The sequence below is a fragment of the Pseudomonas sp. 58 R 12 genome, from assembly GCF_900005865.1.
GTDB classification, from domain to species: Bacteria; Pseudomonadota; Gammaproteobacteria; order Pseudomonadales; family Pseudomonadaceae; genus Aquipseudomonas; species Aquipseudomonas tritici.
Genome location: NZ_CVTP01000028.1, coordinates 346,747 through 364,516 on the forward strand (window position 1 = coordinate 346,747; position 17,770 = coordinate 364,516).

Here is a 17,770-nt window from a genome sequence, read left to right on the forward strand (position 1 = left end):
CGTGCAACGCGGTTTTGCGGCGGCAGGCATTGTATTGCTGGGCGCGTTGTTGTTCTGGCTCTCGCTGTACAGCTGGTCGCCGTTCACGCTCACGGCGGCGGACGCGTGGAATGGGCTGTTCCATCAAGGCAGCGTAGGCGGCAACATGGCGTATATCGTCGCCCAGTTGCGCGTGCCGCGTGCCGTGTGTGCCGCCTTGGTCGGCGCCTGCCTGGGCCTGGCCGGCGCGCTGATGCAGGGCATTACGCGCAACCGTCTGGCCTCGCCGTCCTTGTTTGGTGTGACAGCGGGCGCGGCGTTGGGCTTGGCCCTATTTTCCACCGGCCTGGTCGCGCCGCCGTTTGCCGGTGGTGCATTGTTGATGACCTGCCTGGGCGGCGCGTTGGCCTGGATCACGGTATTCAGCCTTGGCGGCGCCTGGTCGCCGACCACGGCCCAGGGTCGTCTGGTCTTGGCCGGCGTTGCGGTAGCGGCATTGTGTGCGGCACTGACCCGGCTCACGGTGATTCTGGTCGAGGCCCAGGCGCAAAGCGTGCTCAACTGGCTGGCCGGCTCCCTGGCCAATGTGGGCGCCGCGCAAGTGCAGTTGCTCTGGCCGTGCACCTTGATTGGCGGGCTGTGGGCGCTCTGGTGTGCACCGCGCCTGAACCTGATCAACCTTGGCGAAGACGCCGCACGTTCGTTGGGCGTGGGCATCGCCAGCCTGCGTTTGCAGGTGTTTATCGCCAGCCTGTTGCTGGTGGGGGCGAGTGTCTGTGCCGTGGGGCCGATCGGTTTTGTCGGGTTGATCGCGCCGAATATTCTTCGCCAGTTCCTCGGTAATGACTACCGCTGGCTGATCCCGCTGAGCGCAGCGTTGGGCGCGGTGATCGTGCTGGGGGCTGACCTGCTCAGCCGCGCCGTGGCTTTCCCGGTGGAAACGCCGGCTGGCGTGGTCACCGCGTTGATCGGCGCACCGTTCTTTCTCTTTCTTGCCAGGCGCGCCTTATGATCCGGCCACGATTACGCCTATGGCTGCTGCTCGGCCTGTTGCTGCTGGCGACCTTCGTCAGCCTCAGCGCCGGCACCCTGTGGCTCACGCTCGACACCGTGCTGGACCGCCTGCTGGCCCACGATGCACTCGACTTCGAAGTATGGAACCACCGCCTGCCACGCAGCCTGATCGCGATCCTCGCAGGTGCAGCCTTTGGCCTGGCCGGGGCGATTGTGCAGGGCGTGATCCGCAACCCGCTGGCTTCGCCGGAAATTCTCGGCGTGACCCAGGGCGCGGGGCTGGCGCTGACCGTGGTGATCATCAGCTGGCCGCACTTGCCAATTGCCTGGCTGCCGCTGGTGGCCTGTTTGGGCGGGGCGGCTGGCGCGTTGCTGCTCGCGCTTTACAACACCGGGGTGAGTTTTTCCGGGGTGCGCTTTGCGTTGTCCGGGGTGGCGATTGCGGTGACCTTATCCAGCGTCACCGAGTTTCTGATCCTGTCCCACCCGCTGGATATCAACACCGCATTGCTCGCGCTGACCGGTAGCCTGTGGAGCCGCAATTGGCACCATGTGGCGCTGCTGCTGCCGTTCCTGGTGTTGATCCCCGTGGGCCTGTGCCTGGCCAAGCCGCTGAACCTGGTCGCCCTCGGCGATGAGGCCGCCCACAGCCTCGGCACGGCACTGAACCGCACGCGCTGGCTGGCAATGGCCTGCGCGGTGCTGCTGACCAGCCTGGGCGTGGGCGTGATCGGGCCGATTGGGTTTATCGGCCTGGTCGCACCGCATATGGCGCGGCGGTTGGTGGGCGGGCATCACCAGTACCTGCTGCCGGCGTCGATGCTGATCGGTGCACTGTTACTGGTGCTGGCCGACACGTTGGGACGCACGTTGATCGCGCCCAGCGAAATTCCCGCCGGGGTGCTCACGGCGGTGATTGGCGCGCCGTATTTTCTTTGGTTGCTGGCACGGTTCAAGGGCTGATGACATGAGTATTCTTCAAGCACATCAACTCGATATTGGCTACGGCGCGACACGCATCGTGCAAGGGTTGTCATTCACGCCACCCGCCGGAAAGGTCACTGCGCTGATCGGGCCGAACGGCTGCGGCAAATCCACCTTGCTCAAGGCCTTTGCGCGAATCCTCAAACCGACCCAGGGCGAATTGACCCTGGATGGCCAGGCCTACGCCGGCCTGTCCGCCCGCCAATTGGCGCGGCAGATTGCGTTTTTGCCTCAAGTATTGCCGGTGCCGGAAGGTGTCAGCGTGCGCCAATTGGTCGCCTATGGTCGCAGCCCGCACAACTCATTGTGGGGGCGCCTGAGCGGCAACGATCAATCCCATGTGACCCAGGCCATGCAACGCCTGGAACTGGACAGCCTGGCCGACCGCGCCCTGGCGGATCTATCCGGTGGTCAACGCCAACGTGCCTGGCTGGCCATGGTGTTGGCGCAGAACGCGCCGGTGGTGTTGCTGGATGAGCCCACGACCTACCTGGACATCAGCCACCAGGTTGAACTGCTCGACTTGATGGGCGAACTGGCCGCTGAAGGGAAGACGGTGATTACCGTGCTGCACGATATCAACCAGGCTTGCCGTTATGCCGACCACCTGGCGGTGATGCACGGTGGCAAGCTGGTGGCCGACGGCGCGCCGGGGGACGTGATCAGTGCCGAGCTGATGCGGCAGGTGTTTGAGGTGCAGGTGCAGATCATGAACGAACCGGTGTCGGGCACGCCCATGTGCGTGGTCGAAAAAAGCACCCGCCATTCCGCCTGACGCAAGGGTGAGGTGCAGCGCTTGAACCTGTTGGGCTGCCGCTTGATCGAACGGGAGAGCACCTGAGCTTTATTTGCGGCTCAGGGCCGATTTGGATACGGTGCAAGCCTGCCCACAAGGACGTCCTCATGAAAGAACCCGCCCCCAAGACCCGTCGCGCACCCAAAGGTGAAAAACGCCGCGAAGAACTGCTGGACGCAGCCTTGCAGGTGTTTTCCCTGGAAGGTTACAGCGGCGCCTCGATGGCCCAGGTGGCAGCGATTGTCGGCATTTCAGTGGCCGGCCTGCTGCACCACTTTCCCAGCAAAATTTCGCTATTGATGGGCGTGTTGCAGCGTCGCGACGAGGTCAATCAACGGATTGCCGACGAAGTGCGAGCTGAAAAAACCCTCAATGGCTTGCTCGGCAGCCTGCGTGCCATTAACCGCTCGAACGCCACGGCACCGGGGGTGGTGCGGGCGTTTACGATTCTGAATGCCGAAAGTTTGCTGGACACCCACCCGGCGTGGACGTGGTTCCAGGAGCGCTATGCGGCGATTCATCAGCGGATGCAGGGGCAGTTTGCCGACCTGGTGGCGGCGGGGGAGGTGCGCGGTGATGTGGACATCGCCGGGCTGGTGGAAGAGATTCTGGCCATGATGGATGGGTTGCAAGTCCAATGGCTGCGCTTTCCCGAGCGGGTGGACCTGGTGGCGCGTTTCGATACCTACATTGCGCGGGTCGAAGCGGCCATCAGAACCTGAGTCTCATGCGCCTGATGTATGAAGATCCAAATGTGGGAGCTGGCTTGCCTGCGATAGCGGTAAGTCAGGCAGCAAATGTACCGACTGAAACTCCGCCATCGCGGGCAAGCCCGCTCCCACAAAAAGCACTCCTCTTATCTGTTAGTTAGCGGTGGCACTGCCCTGGCTGCTGTCATCGCTCATGTCATAGCCATCACCGTCGCTGGTGCCGCTGTCACCTTCATTCTGATGCAGCACGCCACCGGTCTTCACCGTCGATTCACGCAGCGTCGAATTGAGCGCTGAGCGCGGCAGCGGGTTGCTGGTGGTGGTCGACAGTTCCTGGCGGAACGGGTTGACCAGCTTGGCGTTCAGGCGAATATCCTGGGACGACGCCCCCACCGACAGGTTGAAACTGTCCGCATCCACCACCCATTGCTTGCTCGCCACGTCGTAGTAGGCCAGCGAGCGGTCGTTGAGCTCGATGGTCACGCGCTTGCTCTCGCCGGGCTTCAAGAACACCTTCTTGTAGCCCTTGAGTTCCTTGATGGCGCGCTCCACTTTCGGGTTGTTCTGGCCCACGTACAACTCGGCGACCTCGGCGCCTGCCACCTTGCCGGTGTTGGCCAGGTCGAACGACACCTTGATCGGTGCACCGGCCACCGCCACCCCAGGGGTCACGCTGATGTTGCTGTAGCCGAAGGTGGTGTACGACAAGCCATAACCGAATGGGTAGAGCGGCTTGATGCCTTTTTTCTCATAGCCGCGATAGCCCAGGAACAGGTCATCCTTGTAGCTCATCTCGGCCAGGGTTTCCTGGTTGTCGAATTTTGGGAAGGTCGCGTAGATCGGGTTGTCTTCGATGTTGCGTTCGATACTGATCGGCAGCTTGGCCGACGGGTTGACCTTGCCCAGCAGAATCTCCGCCAGGGCCTGGCCGCCGTTTTGCCCAGGGTAGAACGCATGCAGCGCGGCCGGTACCTGGTCGATCCAGTCGCTCATCTTCAAACCGGTACCGCCGTGCAGCGTGACCACGGTGTTCGGGTTGACCTTGGCGATGCTCTGGATCAGCAGGTTCTGGTACTCCGGCAAATCGAAGCTGTGGTCGAAGCCTTCACCCTCGTATTCGTTGCTGTTACCGGCTGCCACCAGCACGGCGTCGTACTGCGCCAGATCCTTGGGCGCGACCAGCGAGGCCCAGCTCATTTGCACGCCGACCAGGCCGCCCATGGTCGAGAGGTAGCCGTTGCGACGCGAGTATTCCAGCTTGATATCGACGGGTTTGCCGGCCTCCAGGTTGACCTTGGCAAACACCGGGATGGTCGGCGGGATGCTGTTGTTTGGCAGCGGCTTGCCGTCGCCGTTATCGAGGACTTTCTTGCCGTTGACATAGAGGCGCACCGCACCGTCGGCGCGGATCTTGAACACCTGTTCGCCGCTGACGGCTGGGGTGATCTGGCCGCTGTAGCGAATCGAAGTGGCGGCGGTATCGCCGTTCACCGGCAGGCTGTCGGTGGACCAGTCCAGGTCGACATGCGTGTCAGTGCGGCTGGCGGCCGGGTCACCGGACCAGTTGGTGTTGCTGAAGAACTCGGTCTTCAAGCCTTTGGCGCTGTTGCCATTGCTGTCGGCATGGGTCCAGGTCGAAGTGGCCGGGTCCAGGGACAGCCCGTCGATGAACTCGACCTTGGCGCCCGGCGCCAGTTGCTGCAGGCCGCTCAGCTCGCTGATGTAGTTAGCGGCCATGACGTTGGCACTGCCAAAACCGGTGGGTGGCGCGTACTTGGCCAGGGTGCCGACCACAGCGATGCGCTTGACCTTTTTCGCGTCCAGCGGCAGCAGGTTGTTCTGGTTTTTCAGCAGCACGATGCCTTCACGGGCGGCGTTCAGCGCTACGCGATTGCTGGTGGCGCTGTTCATGTTGTGGCTGGTCAGCGGTGCCTTGCTGTCGAACTTGTACAGGTAGATCTGCTTGAGAATGCGGCGCACCTTGTCATCGATGGTCGCGCTGCTCAGCTCGCCGCTGTCCAGGTACGGCTTGAGGATGGTGCTGTTCATCTGGTAGCCCATCATGTCCAGGTCGGTGCCGGCCTGTGCCGCTGGCAAACCGCTGACCACAGCGTTGTAGTCACTCTGCACGAAGCCCGGGTAGCCCCATTCGGTTTTCAGAATGTCGCGCATCAGGTGCTTGTTCTGGCAGGCGAACTCGCCGTTCACCTTCTGGAACGCGCACATCATCATCGCGACTTTGCTGTTCTTCGAGGCGGACTCGAACGGCGGCAAGGTCATTTCGCGCAGCACGCGCTCGCTGATGATTTCATCAAGGTGGAAGCGGTTGCTTTCCTGGTCGTTGGCGGCGAAATGCTTGGCATTGGCCCACACCCCGCGTGACTGAATACCGTTGATCAACGCCGGCCCGAGGCTGGCGCCGAGGAACGGGTCTTCACCGGACAAATACTCGAACGCACGGCCGCTGTATGGCATGCGATACAGGTTCACGCCGGGGCCGGTGACAAACTGATAACCGCCGCTGGCAGTGTCATAACCCAGGGCACGGCCCAGGTCGATGGCGCGGCGCGGGTTCCAGCTGGCGGCCAGGTTTGGCCCGGACGGGTAGACCACGCCTTGTGCGTTGCCTTCGCTGGTGTAGCGCACACCCACGCCGCCATCGGCGCCGTGAATCTGCGGGACACCGTACTGGGTCAGCGGCTTGACATCCCAGCCACCGGTGCCGCCGATGTAGGCGAGTTTTTCTTCCATGGTCATCTTGGCCAGGGTTTTGTCTGCGGCTTTTTCCGCACGGCTCACACGACCTTCATCCAGGGCAGGGCTGGTCGCCGCGTGCACCTGGGACACGGCCAGTGCCAGCAGGGCGAATGCCGACTGTGCACCGATCATTTTGCGTTTATTCATGGGTCTCTCCGACAACTGTTCAGTAAACATGGCGCGCCGAGAAGTGCGGGTTGCTGTGCACGCTCGTCACTTTTTTCTGGGCAATAGTTGCCCGTGATCGCAATTTTTAACCGATGGCTAATTGCAACTATTTGGCGAATTACGCAGTTTTATAAGTGTAATAATTGTAGTGGTTATTGTTGTAAGTAGTGTCTAAGCGATATCACGAGATGGCATTTTGAACCGCGAAAACCGCATAATTAAGGCAATTCTTGCGGTTATAAGTCAAACGAAAGCTAATTTTTGCGTGAAATAAGAAATAATTTCTTACGTTTTGGAACTTGTGTTAAACCTACTAGTCGATTGGTTTAAGGAAATATGTCGTGGCATGGCTAACTAGTGGCATTGCTCGGTAGTTCTAAAGTGCCATGTCTTATACAAGCTGTAATACACACTGCTTTGGTGTAGGGTCTTGATCGAGTTCAAGGCGCCACTTGGGCTATCTGCTGTTTTTGATCTGGAGAAAGTTGATGAAGATTTCCTTGCTGGGTGCCGGTGTTGTACTGAGCGTCGCGCTGAGTGGCGCGGCGATGGCGGCTGAGTCCACGGACGCTGATGCGACATCCGGGGCCACCGATTCCACCGTGCTGACCCAGGCCCACGACGCCAAGGCGGCAAAAAAACAGAAGGCTGAAACCACCAAGGGTGGCCGGCCGCTGAACAGCAGCCAGACGACCGCGCCGAAAACGTCCAACTGACGGGAAAACGCGGACTCCTGTGGGAGCGGGCTTGCCCGCGATAGCGGTGTATCAGCCAGCATATTCGGCCCTGATCCACTGCCATCGCGGGCAAGCCCGCTCCCACAAGGGGTTTACACAGCCCTTTAGCACATCGCCCCTCAGATTTTTACCCATGTCCCAGCCCAGCCTTTCAACGCCCATCAATGCCTGCCAACTGCATATCCCGAACACCGAACAGGTGTGCGCGTGGTTGATGCAACAGGCCGGCTTGAAAACCGTCGACCTGGAGCGCGCCCGACGCCTGTCCCAGGAAGGCGGCGACAGCGAGTTGCTCGGCTTGCTGACGCGCCTCGGGCTGGTCTCCGAAGTGGAATTGGCCCGCGCCTGGGCAGACTTGCTCGGCGCACCGCTGCTGCTGGCGGATGCCGCGCCGCCGCTGCTGGACCCGTTGCCACAACTGACCGAGCGTTTCATGCGCCACTACCAGGTGGTGCCCGTGGGCTGGAGCCAGGGCGGCCTGCGGGTGCTGGCGGCGAACCCGTCGCTGGTGTACCCGTTCCAGGCTGTGGCCTATGCCTGTGGTGTGCCGGTGTGGTTGGCCGTGGGGCCGCGCAATGAAGTCGAGACGCTGATCGAGCGCTACTACGGCCAGGGCCGCTCAGCCATGGGCACCTTGATCGAAAACCTCGATGAGCAGGGCGGTGCACTGGAAGACATCGAACACCTCAAGGACATGGCCTCCGAGGCGCCGGTGATTCGCCTGGTCAACCTGATCCTGCAGCGCGCGGTGGAACAGCGCGCCTCGGACATTCATATCGAGCCGTTCGAAAACCAGTTGAAGGTGCGCTATCGCATCGACGGCGTGCTGCACGAAGCCGAGGCGCCGCCGTCGAGTTCCTCAGCGGCGGTGATTTCGCGGGTGAAAATCATGGCGCGCCTGGACATTGCCGAGCGGCGCCTGCCGCAGGACGGGCGGATCATGCTGCGTATCCAGGGCAAGGAGCTGGACTTACGGGTGTCCACGGTGCCCACCAGTTTTGGCGAGTCGGTGGTTATGCGCCTGCTCGACCGGCAGACCGTGCAGTTCGATTTCCAGAGCCTGGGCTTCGATGGCCAGCGCCTGGAAACCTTCCTGGAAGTGCTCGAACGGCCCCACGGCATCCTGCTCGTCACCGGGCCCACTGGCTCGGGCAAGACCACCACGTTGTACACCGCGCTGTCGCGCCTCAACACCGCCGAGCGCAAGATCATCACGGTCGAAGACCCGGTGGAATACCAGCTTGAAGGCATCAACCAGATCCAGGTCAAACCCGCCATCGGCCTGGACTTTGCCGGCGCGCTGCGCTCCATCGTGCGTCAGGACCCGGACGTGATCATGATCGGTGAAATCCGCGACCTGGAAACCTGCCGCATCGCGATCCAATCGTCCCTCACCGGCCACCTGGTGCTGTCGACCCTGCACACGAATAGCGCGGCGGCGAGTATCACGCGGCTGCTGGATATGGGCGTCGAGAGCTACCTGATCGCCTCGACGGTCAATGGCATCCTCGCCCAGCGTCTGGTGCGGCGCCTGGACCCGACCACGCGCGAAGCGTTCGAAGCACCCGCGGAGTTGATCGCCGAACATGGCCTGGATCGGTTTACCGAGCAGCGCCCGATCATGCTCTATCGCCCCCGCGCCGATGCAGCGGGCGGTGGCTACCACGGTCGCAGCGCAATCACCGAACTGCTGGTGATGAACGACGAACTGCGCAGCCTGTTGATGCGCCAGGCCGACGCCGCCACCCTTGAACAGGCCGCCCGCCGTGGCGGCCTGCGGACCTTGCACGAAGAGGGCCTGCGCCAGGCCGTGGCGGGTGTCACCTCGCTCGAAGAAGTGCTGCGCGTCACCCGTGGGGAGGGCGCGTGAGCCTGTTCAAATACCGCGCCCTCGACAGCCAGGGCCAGGCGCAAAACGGCACCCTGGAAGCCAAGGACCACGCCGCTGCCGTCGCCGCCTTGCACAAGCGCGGCTTGCTGTTGTTGCAGATCGATGCGGCGGGGGGCCAGGGGCTGCGCAAGGCCTTTGGCCGTGGCCAGTTGAACGGCGCGGCACTGGTCAGTTTCACCCAGCAACTGGCCACGCTGTTGGGCGCCGGCCAACCGTTGGAGCGCTCGCTGGGCATCCTGCTCAAGCAGCCTGGCCAGCCGCAGACCCGCGCGTTGATCGAGCGCATCCGCGAACACGTCAAGGCCGGCCAACCGTTATCCAAGGCGCTGGAGGAGGAGGGCGGCCAGTTCTCGCCGTTGTACCTGAGCATGGTGCGTGCGGGTGAGGCGGGCGGCGCCCTGGAGGACACCCTGCGCCAGCTCAGCGATTACCTGGAGCGCAGCCAGTTGCTCAGGGGCGAGGTGATCAACGCCCTGATCTACCCGGCCTTCCTGGTCGTGGGCGTGCTCGGTTCGCTGGCCCTGTTGCTGGCCTACGTGGTGCCGCAGTTCGTGCCGATCTTCAAGGACCTGGGCGTGCCGATTCCGCTGATCACTGAAGTGATTCTGGCGCTTGGCCAATTCCTCGGTGCCTATGGCCTGGCGGTGTTGGCCGGTTTGATCGTGACGATCTGGACACTCGCCGCCCGCCTGCGCGACCCGCAGCGTCGCGAAAAATACGACCGCCGCGTGTTGGGCATTCGCATCATCGGCCCGCTGCTGCAACGGGTCGAAGCCGCGCGACTGGCCCGCACCCTTGGCACCTTGCTCAGCAACGGCGTGGCCCTGCTGCAAGCGCTGGTGATCGCCCGGCAGGTGTGCACCAACCGCGCGCTGCAGGCGCAAGTCGCCCAGGCCGCCGAATCCGTCAAAGGCGGCGGCACGTTGGCCAGCGCCTTCGGCAGCGAACCCTTGCTGCCGGACCTGGCGTTGCAAATGATTGAAGTCGGCGAACAGGCCGGCGAACTCGACAGCATGCTGCTCAAGGTCGCCGATGTGTTCGACGTCGAAGCCAAGCGCGGCATCGACCGCTTGCTGGCCGCCCTTGTGCCATCCCTGACCGTGGTCATGGCGGTGCTGGTGGCGGTGATCATGCTGGCGATCATGCTGCCGCTGATGAGCTTGACCAGCAATATATGAACCCTTGAGGACTGCACCTATGCGCCATACCCGATTCAAACCCGCCCGCCGCCAGGGCGGTTTTACCTTGCTGGAAATGCTCGCGGTGATCGTGCTGCTGGGCATCGTCGCGACCATCGTGGTGCGCCAGGTCGGCGGCAATGTGGACAAGGGCAAATACGGCGCGGGCAAGGCGCAACTCGCCAGCCTGAGCATGAAGATCGAAAGCTATGGCCTGGACGTCGGTTCGCCGCCCAAGACCCTGCAGCAATTGGTCGACAAACCCGGCAACAGCGCCGGCTGGGCCGGGCCGTACGCCAAGCCATCAGACCTCAAAGACCCGTTCGGCCATGCCTTCGGCTACCGCTTCCCCGGTGAACACGGCGCCTTTGACCTGATCTTCTACGGTCAGGACGGCCAACCCGGCGGCGAAGGCTACAGCGCCGACCTGGGCAACTGGGAATAACCCGCTAACATGATCAGCCCCCAACGCGGCTTTACCCTCCTGGAAATGCTGGTGGTGATCGTTTTGATCAGCATCGCGGCCGGGTTGGTGGGGTTTGGCCTGCAACAAGGCCTGCGTGCGGCGAAAGAGCGCCAGGCCGTGGGGCAGATGGTCGAGGCCTTGCGGGCCACGCGGGCGCGGGCGATTGTCAGCGGCAGTACAGAACAAACCCTGTTCGACCTGCACGCGTTGAGCTTCCAGGCGCCGGGTCGACCGTTGAAACACTGGCCGGCCGACCTGCAAGTGACCCTGCACACCGCTGAGCACGCAGGCGCCGCGATCGAGTTCTACCCCGATGGCAGTTCCACCGGCGGCAACCTGCTGCTGACCAATGGCAGCCGGCGTTGGCGCATCGATATCGGCTGGCTGACCGGCAGCGTGCAGTCCAAGGCGCTGCCATGAAGCACCAGGGCGGTTTCACGTTGCTGGAGATGCTCGCCGCGCTGACGCTCATGGCGATCTGCAGCAGCGTGCTGCTGGTTGCGTTCGGCCAGAGCGCGCGGTCGCTGTTGCAGGTTGCCCATAGCGACCGGCTTACCCACGCCGCCGTCAGCGTGCTGGACCAGGAAGCGGCGGGGCCGCTGGCCAATGGTGTGCGCCACGGCGATCTGGACGGCGTCGCCTGGCAATTGCGCATTGCCCAGCAGCCCACCCGTATCGGCCAGCCACAGCTGTTTCGCCTCGACCTCAGCGTCAGTGAAGGCCCGCGCAACGCCAGTTTCAGTACCTTGAAACTGCGCGCAGCCAGCGACAAGGCAGGCCTGTGAAGCCGCGTCAGCAGGGCTTCACCTTGCTCGAGATCATGATCGTGCTGAGCTTGCTGGGCGTCTTGCTGGTGCTGGTCGGCGGCGCGTTGCTGGGGGCCAATCGTGCGGTGCTCAAGGCGCAGCGCTACACGGTCAGCCTGGATGAAATGCGCGCCGCGCAGCAGTTTTTGCGTACCTCCATCAGCGAGGCGCTGCCCTTGGACGTCACCGAGGACGACAGCCAGACCGATGGGTTTTTCGCCGGTGGCCCGCAGCGCATGCAGTTTGTCGCGACCTTGCCCGGCGTGCTCGGTGGCGGGATCCAGCGCTTCACCTTGCAGTTGGCCGGCGCCGAGGCGCAGCGCGATTTGCAGGTGGCGTTCGCGCAGTTTGAGTCTGCGGCGCAGGTCAGCGTGCCGGCCTCGCGCAGTGAGCCGCAGGTGTTGTTGAAGGGGGTCGAGGACCTGCAATTCAGCTACCGCGGCCTGTCGCCCAAGGGCCAGGCCACCGGCTGGATCAGCGAGTGGCCGTGGACCAAGCGCTTGCCGTATGCGGTGCGCATCGCGGCCCGTGTGAATGGACCGGTGCCCTGGGTGACCCAAGTGGTTGCGTTGCGCTTGAACCTGTCGGGCGGGGCACCGGAATGATCAGGCATCAGCGTGGCGTGGCCCTGTTGCTGGTGCTGTGGGTGCTGGCGTTGCTCAGCCTGTTGCTGGGCGGCCTGGCCGGCTGGGTGCAACTGGAAACGCGCCAGGCCGCCTGGCACCGCCAGCACACCCAGGCCGTGTTGGCCGCCGAGGCAGGCGTGGCGCTTGCGATGCAAGGGCTGGCCGACCCGATGCAACGTAAGCAGTGGGTGGCCGACGGGCGAGAAATCCCGCTGGTGTTTGACGATGCACAGCTGCACGTGAGCCTGCACAGCGAGCGCGGCAAGTTGTACTTGAACAGCGCCGAGGTCGCCGACTTCGCCCGCCTGGCCCTGGCCTGCGGTGCCACCCAAACCCAGGCCAACCAGCTCGCCAGGGACTTGGACGTGCGGCGCAACCAAGGCCTGGCGCCGTTTCGGGTAGTCGAAGAACTGCGGCAACTGCCGGGCATGACCCAGGCGCTGTACAGCGCACTGGTGCCCGAGATCAGCCTGTGGAGCGGCCTGGATCGGCCTGATCCGGCGTTCGCCAGTGCTTTGATGCGCCGCGCGCTGAACCTGCCGCACCAGAGCGCGGTAGGAGCCGACCCCGGCGAAGTGCTGGTGGTCAGCAGCCGCGCGCAACGGCCCGGCGGTTACCACGCCCGATTGCAAGCCACGGTGTTATTGAGCCCCGCGCAAGGCAGCGCACAACCTTATCGAGTCCTACGTTGGCAAGAATGAACGATCACTTAACCGCACGGCTTCAATGGCTGACGGAGCCCATCACCCAACGCTGGCGCGGCAGCCTGCTGCAACTGGGCTGGCGCCTGTGGCTCAAGGAACTGCGTGGCTGCCTGCCGGCGTGGCTGTCGCTGCAGGACATTCCCGAGCACTGCTATCGCTGGCCGTTGACCGCACCCGTGGCAAAACCCGCTGGCGAAGCACGCCAGGTGTTGCTGCTCGCACCCGATGCGGTGCTGGTGCAAACCCTGCAATTGCCCCCGGCGGCAGCGCGCAACCTGGCGACGGTGGTCGGTTATGAGCTGGACCGCTATACCCCGTTCGACGCCGCCCAACTGTACTTCGTCGCGCGCCAGGAACGCCGTACACCCACGCACGTGCACGTCACGCTGGTGGCGATCCTGCGTGAGCGCCTGGACCCGATTCTCAATGAGTGTGCGGCCCTCGGATTGCACCCCCACGCGGTGGATGTGGACGCAGGCACAGGCACGCCCATGGGCATCGACTTGCTGCCGGCCCCCTTGCGCCCGCGCCAGCGCCCACAGGGCAAGGGCTTGCAGCGCAGCCTGCCGTGGCTGTGCGGTGCCTTGCTGATTGCCGCGATGCTGCTGTGGCTCAACGACCGCCAGCGCGTGCTGGAGGCCATGCAGCACAGCGTGCGCGAGCAGAAAGCCCAGGTTGCCGAGGTCCAGGCCCTGCGCCAGCAACTGCTCACTACACGTGGCGCGGCACAGTACCTGATCCGCCGCAAGGCAGCCCAACCGCCGTTGTCGGCGCTGCTCAACGAGCTGACCGCTTGCCTGCCATCCGACACCTGGATCGACCAGTTGGAGGTCAACGACGGCGCCGACGTGTCCTTCTCCGGGCAAAGCGCCAAGGCCAGCGCCTTGATCACACGGATCAAGAACTGCCACAGCCTGGAAAACGCCCAGTTCGAAGGGGTGATTCAACCCGATGCGCAAACCGGCAAGGATCAGTTTTCCTTGCGCGCCCACCTGCACCAGGAGGCCGCCGATGCGCCGACCACTGACACCCCGTGAACGCCGTGGCGCCGCCCTGATCGGCCTGGCCCTGGTGCTCGGCCTCGGTTATTGGCTGTTGATCGACAGCTGGTTCGCCGGTCCCTTGCGCGACATGGGCGAGCAGGCCGAGCAGCTACGTGAGCAACAACAACGCTACGCCGGCGTGTTGCGCCAGGGCGCCAGCCTGCGCCAACAGCTTGAGCTCGCACGGCAGGACCCGGCCAGCAGCACCAGCCTGTTGCCCGGCGATGACCCCAGCGCCGTCGCGGCCGACCTGATGCAGCGCATCGCCGACCTGATCAACAGCCGCGCCGGCCTCGGTGGCGGCTGCAGCCTGACCCAACGCATGCCCATCACCCCGGAGCAGGATGACGCCGAGCCGTATCGCCAGGTCAAAGTCAGCCTGACCCTCAACTGCGCCATCGAACCCTTGACCGCGATCCTGCATGAACTGGAGTACCAGCGGCCGTTCCTGTTTGTCGATGAGATGAGTATCCGCCGCCCGCCCAACGCACCTGCCAGTGGCGGTGCCGGCCAGCTGATCGTGCATTTGCTGGTGCGCGGCTACCTGCAGCCGGCCGCCGCACAGCAGGTGCGCCAATGATCCCTGCATTGCGTCCTCTGGAATGGCTGTTGCTCGGTATGTCCGCGCTGCTGGGCCTGTTGATGGTCGGCATCCTCAGCAGCATTGGCGATGCGCCGCAGTGGTTGCCGCCGCCTGACCCTGATGCGCGCGCCAACACCTCGGCCAACGCGCTGGTGGCCCCGAGTGCGACCCTGGAGAGTCTCGCCGGCACCTGGCAAGCCCCCTTGTTCAGCCCCGACCGCAGCCCTGATCGCGCGGTCGGCCAGGCGGCCGTCTCCAGCCTGTCGAGCCTGACCCTGACCGGCATCGTCCTAGAGGGCAACCTGCGCGTTGCACTGCTCAAACGCAGCGACGGCCCGCCGCTGAAAGTCCACCAGGACCAGACCCTGCCCAACGGCTGGCGCCTGGAACAACTGACACCCCGCGAAGCGCGCTTTGTGCTTGACGGCCGCACGCAGACCCTGAGCCTGCGCGCGCCGCGTTTGCCCGCGCCGTCCACGACACCCCCGATTACCCTTCCTCACGAGTCCGCCCCTTGATCGATACCTTCCCCGGCGCTTTGCGCACCACCGTGTTTTGCCTGGCTACCGCCGTTTCCCTCGGTGGCTGCGGGACATTTCCTGAGCACCTCGACCCGGACGAAGCCCTGTTGCACGAGGCGATGCAAGGCACTGGTTCGCAACGCCCGCCAGTGGACCCGGCCAGCGAACAGGCCCCGGTCGACAGCGGCCAACCCCAGGCGAAGACGCCCCCTCAACGCCAGTTGATTCGTGGCAATCAGCAGTTCGTGCGCGCGCCGGCAGCAGCGCCGGCAAGGAAGGAGGAGGGCAGCGGTGACATCGTGTTCAACTTCGCCGACCAGCCGATCGAAGCGGTGATCAACAGCGTGATGGGCGACCTGCTGCACGAAAACTACAGCATCGCCCAGGGTGTGAAAGGCAACGTCAGCTTTTCCACCTCCAAACCGGTGAACAAGCAACAGGCCTTGTCGATTCTGGAAACCCTGTTGTCGTGGACCGACAACGCGATGATCAAGCAAGGCAACCGCTACGTGATCCTGCCCGCCAACCAGGCGGTGGCGGGCAAGCTGGTGCCAGAGATGCGCGTGTCGCAGCCGTCCAGCGGCCTGTCGGCGCGGCTGTTTCCGCTGCGCTATATCTCGGCCACCGAGATGCAGAAACTGCTCAAGCCGTTCGCCCGCGAAAATGCATTCTTGTTGGTCGACCCGGCGCGCAATGTGCTGAGCCTGGCCGGCACCCCGGAGGAGCTGGCCAACTACCAGGACACCATCGACACCTTTGATGTGGACTGGCTCAAGGGCATGTCGGTGGGCGTGTTCGGCCTGCAACGTGCGTCGGTGGCCGAGCTGATGCCCGAGCTGCAGAAAATGTTCGGGCCCGACAGCGGCATGCCCCTGGCGGGCATGGTGCGGTTCCTGCCGATCGAGCGGACCAACTCGGTGGTCGCGATCTCGTCACAGCCGCAGTACCTCAGTGAAGTGGGTGACTGGATTCACACCATCGATGAAGGCGGCGGCAACGAGCCGCAGATGTACGTCTACGATGTGCGCAATATGAAGGCCACCGACCTCGCCAAGTACCTGCGACAGATCTACGGCACGGGCGCGATCAAGGATGACACGCCGGCCAAGGTTGCCCCCGGTTTGCGCACGGCGACCCTGTCTTCGCCGGGCACCAACAGCACGTCCGGCAGCACGCCTGGTGGCCTGAGTAACAACCTGAATAACAGCCAGCCCGCCGCTGATGACGAGGATCAGGAGCCGGAAGCCGAGCAGGACAGCGCCGAGCAGGGCATGGGCGAAGACGCTCCGGCCAAAAGCCTCGACGCCGGCACCCGCATCACCGCGCAGAAAAGCAGTAACCAACTGCTGGTACGCACGCGCCCGGTGCAGTGGAAAGAGATTGAATCGGCGATCAAACGTCTGGACAACCCGCCGCTGCAAGTGCAGATCGAGACGCGCATCCTCGAAGTCAAGCTTACCGGCGAACTGGACCTTGGCGTGCAGTGGTACCTGGGCCGCCTGGCCGGCAATTCCACCAGCACCACTGTGGGCAACACCGCCGGCAGCCAGGGCGCCCTTGGCGGTGGCGGCGCGGGCCTGGGGGCAGCGGACTCGTTGTTCTACTCCTTTGTCAGCTCCAACCTGCAAGTCGCCTTGCACGCCCTCGAAACCAACGGCCGCACCCAAGTGCTGTCGGCGCCGTCGCTGGTGGTGATGAACAACCAGCCGGCGCAGATTCAGGTGGGCGACAACATTCCCATCAGCCAGACCACGGTCAACACCGGCACCTCCGACACCACCTTGAGCAGCGTTGAATATGTGCAGACCGGGGTGATCCTCGACGTCGTGCCGCGGATCAATCCGGGTGGCCTGGTGTACATGGATATTCAGCAGCAGGTCAGTGATGCGCAGGATCAGGCGTCGTCGAGTAATGACACGCAGACTAATCCGCGTATTTCCACGCGGTCGGTGTCGACTCAGGTGGCCGTGCAGAGTGGGCAGACGGTGCTGCTGGGGGGGTTGATCAAGCAGGACAATGCGGAGTCGGTGAGTGCGGTGCCGTATCTGGGGAAGATTCCGGGGTTGCGGTGGTTGTTTGGGAATACCAGTAAGTCCAAGGATCGGACCGAGTTGATTGTGCTTATTACTCCGCGGGTCATCACCAGTAGCAGCCAGGCGCGGCAGGTGACGGATGATTATCGGCAGCAGATGCAGTTGTTGAAGCCGGCTAACTGAAGGAACGTGATCAATTGACTGAAAATCATCGACTCTTGGCAATCACTTCGCCCATGTATTGATTCAAATCGCGGAAATCGTTAACCCTCCAAGTGAACGGCGGTAGCTTTACGCCGTTCTCTCGCAACGTTCTGGGGATCAAGTCTCCATTGGGGCGAAGTATGATCGAAGAGACGATCACGCCCGGATAATCATGCAGTCGCTTTTTGAAAGCGGCTGTTGTCAGGTCGGGTGTAGGCGGGTTGCTTTTATTCGCCAGTGGCCCAGTACCTTTGATATCCGCTCCGTGGCACATCGCACAGCGCTGCACATAGAGATTTCGTCCGTTGGTGTTATCTGCGAAGGCCAGGGATGTGTGTGCCAGCGATAAAATGCCGAGCGAAGCGATGAACACTATTTTCATTTCCATATGGCCTTGTTGTGTCGAATGGCGAACAACTCATTGAACAAATAGTACACCTGCCTGTTGTTATTTTTATGAGAAAAATCCTACAGATAGGCGGGATTTTTCATTCTTCTAGTCGATATTTTTCCTCCTAGGATGGCGCGCTCGCTTGATCGCAAGCGAGACGGCAAGGGCCGCTCCATCGG

18 protein-coding genes are annotated in these 17,770 nt (G+C 63.2%); 16 read left to right on the forward strand and 2 right to left on the reverse strand.

Features of this window, described 5'->3' with window-relative positions; genetic code table 11:
* Position 1: 1 nt before the first annotated feature.
* The 4 genes from fecC to BFP95_RS25970 all read left to right on the forward strand — a co-directional run bounded on the left by fecC (position 2) and on the right by BFP95_RS25970 (position 3,495).
* On the forward strand, positions 2–991 hold the full coding sequence (gene fecC, locus BFP95_RS25955) for an iron-dicitrate ABC transporter permease FecC (RefSeq protein WP_065910899.1): 990 nt from the start codon (positions 2–4) through the stop codon (positions 989–991).
* Positions 988–1,956, forward strand: a complete 969-nt coding sequence (locus tag BFP95_RS25960; protein ID WP_065874050.1) for an iron chelate uptake ABC transporter family permease subunit — start codon at positions 988–990, stop codon at positions 1,954–1,956. The genes fecC and BFP95_RS25960 overlap by 4 nt, the downstream gene beginning before the upstream one ends.
* A 4-nt stretch (positions 1,957–1,960) precedes the next feature.
* On the forward strand, positions 1,961–2,752 hold the full coding sequence (fecE, locus tag BFP95_RS25965; protein ID WP_065874048.1) for a Fe(3+) dicitrate ABC transporter ATP-binding protein FecE: 792 nt from the start codon (positions 1,961–1,963) through the stop codon (positions 2,750–2,752).
* 128 nt (positions 2,753–2,880) lie between these two features.
* On the forward strand, positions 2,881–3,495 hold the full coding sequence (locus tag BFP95_RS25970; RefSeq protein WP_065874047.1) for a TetR/AcrR family transcriptional regulator: 615 nt from the start codon (positions 2,881–2,883) through the stop codon (positions 3,493–3,495).
* 141 nt (positions 3,496–3,636) lie between these two features.
* Here BFP95_RS25970 and BFP95_RS25975 read toward each other — a convergent pair whose 3' ends face one another.
* Entirely contained in the window at positions 3,637–6,387 is a 2,751-nt protein-coding gene (locus BFP95_RS25975; RefSeq protein ID WP_065910900.1) for a beta-glucosidase, read from the reverse strand.
* Between the two features lie 509 nt (positions 6,388–6,896).
* On the opposite strand from BFP95_RS25975, the gene BFP95_RS25980 reads away from it, so the two are divergent.
* The 12 genes from BFP95_RS25980 to gspD all read left to right on the forward strand — a co-directional run bounded on the left by BFP95_RS25980 (position 6,897) and on the right by gspD (position 17,179).
* Positions 6,897–7,124, forward strand: a complete 228-nt coding sequence (locus tag BFP95_RS25980) for a hypothetical protein (protein WP_049712459.1) — start codon at positions 6,897–6,899, stop codon at positions 7,122–7,124.
* Between the two features lie 154 nt (positions 7,125–7,278).
* The gene (gene gspE / locus BFP95_RS25985; RefSeq protein WP_065874043.1) at positions 7,279–9,015 is read left to right on the forward strand and encodes a type II secretion system ATPase GspE; all 1,737 of its coding nucleotides are present in this window, start codon (positions 7,279–7,281) and stop codon (positions 9,013–9,015) included.
* The gene (gene gspF / locus BFP95_RS25990) at positions 9,012–10,214 is read left to right on the forward strand and encodes a type II secretion system inner membrane protein GspF (RefSeq protein WP_065874042.1); all 1,203 of its coding nucleotides are present in this window, start codon (positions 9,012–9,014) and stop codon (positions 10,212–10,214) included. Before gspE ends, gspF begins: the two co-directional genes overlap by 4 nt.
* Positions 10,215–10,233: 19 nt before the next feature.
* The gene (gene gspG, locus BFP95_RS25995) at positions 10,234–10,659 is read left to right on the forward strand and encodes a type II secretion system major pseudopilin GspG (RefSeq protein WP_024076412.1); all 426 of its coding nucleotides are present in this window, start codon (positions 10,234–10,236) and stop codon (positions 10,657–10,659) included.
* Positions 10,660–10,668: 9 nt separating this feature from the next.
* The gene (locus BFP95_RS26000) at positions 10,669–11,100 is read left to right on the forward strand and encodes a type II secretion system protein (RefSeq protein ID WP_065890680.1); all 432 of its coding nucleotides are present in this window, start codon (positions 10,669–10,671) and stop codon (positions 11,098–11,100) included.
* On the forward strand, positions 11,097–11,465 hold the full coding sequence (locus BFP95_RS26005; RefSeq protein ID WP_065890681.1) for a type II secretion system protein: 369 nt from the start codon (positions 11,097–11,099) through the stop codon (positions 11,463–11,465). Before BFP95_RS26000 ends, BFP95_RS26005 begins: the two co-directional genes overlap by 4 nt.
* On the forward strand, positions 11,462–12,091 hold the full coding sequence (locus tag BFP95_RS26010; protein WP_065874038.1) for a prepilin-type N-terminal cleavage/methylation domain-containing protein: 630 nt from the start codon (positions 11,462–11,464) through the stop codon (positions 12,089–12,091). The genes BFP95_RS26005 and BFP95_RS26010 overlap by 4 nt, the downstream gene beginning before the upstream one ends.
* Positions 12,088–12,813 carry a type II secretion system protein GspK gene (locus BFP95_RS26015; protein ID WP_065880898.1) on the forward strand — a complete coding sequence of 242 codons (726 nt, stop codon included), beginning with the start codon at positions 12,088–12,090 and terminating at the stop codon, positions 12,811–12,813. The genes BFP95_RS26010 and BFP95_RS26015 overlap by 4 nt, the downstream gene beginning before the upstream one ends.
* Positions 12,810–13,853: a type II secretion system protein GspL gene (locus tag BFP95_RS26020; protein ID WP_065910901.1), complete on the forward strand. Its 1,044-nt coding sequence runs from the start codon at positions 12,810–12,812 to the stop codon at positions 13,851–13,853. Before BFP95_RS26015 ends, BFP95_RS26020 begins: the two co-directional genes overlap by 4 nt.
* Positions 13,828–14,439 (forward strand): type II secretion system protein GspM, encoded by a 612-nt coding sequence (gene gspM, locus BFP95_RS26025; protein WP_065874035.1) that lies wholly within the window; start codon positions 13,828–13,830, stop codon positions 14,437–14,439. The genes BFP95_RS26020 and gspM overlap by 26 nt, the downstream gene beginning before the upstream one ends.
* Positions 14,436–14,960 carry a general secretion pathway protein GspN gene (locus BFP95_RS26030; RefSeq protein ID WP_065874034.1) on the forward strand — a complete coding sequence of 175 codons (525 nt, stop codon included), beginning with the start codon at positions 14,436–14,438 and terminating at the stop codon, positions 14,958–14,960. Before gspM ends, BFP95_RS26030 begins: the two co-directional genes overlap by 4 nt.
* Positions 14,957–17,179, forward strand: a complete 2,223-nt coding sequence (gene gspD / locus BFP95_RS26035) for a type II secretion system secretin GspD (protein ID WP_065874033.1) — start codon at positions 14,957–14,959, stop codon at positions 17,177–17,179. Before BFP95_RS26030 ends, gspD begins: the two co-directional genes overlap by 4 nt.
* 25 nt (positions 17,180–17,204) lie before the next feature.
* On the opposite strand, the gene BFP95_RS26040 is transcribed toward gspD, so the two are convergent.
* Positions 17,205–17,582 carry a c-type cytochrome gene (locus tag BFP95_RS26040; protein ID WP_139113221.1) on the reverse strand — a complete coding sequence of 126 codons (378 nt, stop codon included), beginning with the start codon at positions 17,580–17,582 and terminating at the stop codon, positions 17,205–17,207.
* Between the last annotated feature and the right edge of the window lie 188 nt (positions 17,583–17,770).